General features: G+C 75.9%; 2 protein-coding genes and 1 pseudogene. 1 reads left to right on the top strand and 2 read right to left on the bottom strand.

Annotated features, from left to right (window positions below; genetic code table 11):
- Positions 1–304 (top strand): annotated as a pseudogene (locus tag GTW43_RS34915) (SAM-dependent methyltransferase); the annotation flags it as partial.
- A gap of 1 nt (position 305) precedes the next feature.
- On the opposite strand, the gene GTW43_RS34910 reads toward GTW43_RS34915, so the two are convergent.
- Together GTW43_RS34910 and GTW43_RS34905 are read right to left on the bottom strand one after the other, a co-directional pair.
- A complete protein-coding gene (locus GTW43_RS34910; protein ID WP_161305986.1) occupies positions 306–1004 on the bottom strand; it encodes an alpha/beta hydrolase in 699 nt (232 codons plus the stop codon).
- Positions 1005–1107: 103 nt separating this feature from the next.
- Positions 1108–1946, bottom strand: an 839-nt coding sequence (locus GTW43_RS34905) for an oxidoreductase (RefSeq protein WP_161305985.1), incomplete at its 5' end; no start/stop codon positions are given.

The following is a 1946-nucleotide window of genomic DNA, read 5'->3' as shown; positions in this document are numbered from 1 at the left end:
GCTGTTCGCGCAGGTGTGCCGAGTGCTGCGCCCCGGCGGGCAGTTCGTCTTCCCGATGCCCGCGCCCGCGCGGCCGGGATCGCGCGGGTACTGGGCGATGCTCGGCTTCGACGGGGCGATGCGCGTGCGCAACGCGGTGTGGCGCCCGCCGTTCGTCATGTACTACCGCACGTTCCGCCTCGGCGACGTGCGCCGCGGTCTCGACCGGGCCGGGTTCGACGTGGCGCTGCACCCGCTGCCCGAGCTGGGGGAGCGGCCGGACCGCAGCCCCCGGGCGCGGCTCGTCGTGGCCACGCGCCGCTGAACTACCCCTCCGGAGAGGCGAGTTCGGCCACCAGCCGGGCCGTTCCCGCCGGGTCGACAAGCTGGTGCAGATGCTCGCCGGGCAGCCGGGCGGTGCGCCAGCCGCGGGCTTCCGCCTCGGCTGCGGCGTCCTCGTAGGGCGGTGCGAACAGCAGGTACGCGCACGGATGGTCGTCCCACCCCGCGGGCACCGGGATCTCCTGTTCGTAGTAGGCGAGCGGGAGACGCGGCTGCTCGTCGACGACGGCCCGCCGGGTCCGGTCGTCCGGGAACATCGGGGCCACGTCCGCCTCGTCCCACCAGTCCGTCCACCGGGGCAGCCGGCCCGCCACCGCCGACGCCCGCAGGACGTCCAGAAGTCCGGGCGGCGCGACCGGCGTTGCCCCCGAGCGTGCGGGCAGCGCGGCGTCGACGAACACGGAGGCGGCCACCCGGTGGTCCAGGCCGTCCCGGATCACGGGCAGGAACAGCCCGGCGTTGCTGTGCGCCACCAGGACGATCGGGGTGTCCGCCGGGAGGCCGTGCAGACTCGCGCGGACCGCGGCCACGGCCCGGGGCCAGTACGGAGGTGCGCCGTCCCCGACGTGCAGCAGCGACGGCAGCCGCACCCGGTGCCCGGCGGCTGTCAGGTGCTCGGCCACCGGGCGCCAGGTGGCCGGGCCGACGGACGGGCTGTGGACGAGAACGAAGGTCGGACGCATGTGCCGATCTTGCCGAGCGGAGGCCGGGCCGCGCGAGCGACTCGGCCGAGAGCAGAGTGTTCTCGCGAGCGGCTCGCCCGAGCGCAGAGTGCTCCGCCAGGCCCTAACGCTGCGCGGGCTCGGGCAGGGCGAAGCGCACTCCGGTCAGCCGCTCCGACAGCTCCCACAGCCGGCGGCCCGCCGTCTCGTCCGTGGCGCGCGGCGCGAGCCGGACCGGGGTCGGCGCCCCGCGCAGTTCGCCGGGGCCGCCCGGCCCGATGAACGCACCACCGGGCAGGCCCGGTTCGGTCGCCGCGTACAGCAGGGAGCGCGCCCCGTCCCGAGGCTTCTGTGCCAGCGGGGAGAGCAGTGCGCCGTAGAGCAGCCGGACGGACGGAACCGGCGTGCCGCGCTGCAGGCCGGTCGCGACGTAGCCGGGGTGGGCCAGCATGCTGCGCACGGGGCTGCCGGCGGCGGTCAGGCGCAGATGGAGCCGGTGGCCGAAGAGCGCGTTGGCGAGCTTGGACGCGTTGTAGTGGCCCATCGGGGAGTAGGTGCGCTCGCCGTCCGGGTCGTCGAGGTCGAGCCGGGCCTGCCGGTGGTTGGGTGAGCTGACCGTGACGACGCGTGGGTCCGCGCCCGCGGCCAGCAGGTCGAGCAGCAGTCCGGTGAGGGCGAAGTGGCCCAGGTGGTTGGTGGCGAACTGCAGCTCGTGGCCCTGTGGGCTCAGGGTTCGCGGGGGCGCCATCACGCCCGCGTTGTTCACCAGGACGTCGAGCCGCGGGTGGTCGGCGCGCAGCGCGTCGGCGCACGCACGCACCGAGGTGAGGTCGGCGAGGTCGAGCGGGCGGACCTCGCACGACGCCCCGGGTGATTCCGCGGTGATCGCCGCGGCGGCCCGTTCGCCGCGCTCCGTGTCCCGCACGGCGAGCACCACGTGAGCGCCCCGTCGCGCGAGCGCCC

It is taken from the genome of Streptomyces sp. SID5785 (assembly GCF_009870065.1).
Taxonomy (GTDB): Bacteria; Actinomycetota; Actinomycetes; order Streptomycetales; family Streptomycetaceae; genus Streptomyces.
Note: the sequence above shows the minus strand (reverse complement) of the source record. Positions and strands in the feature narration are given on the sequence as shown.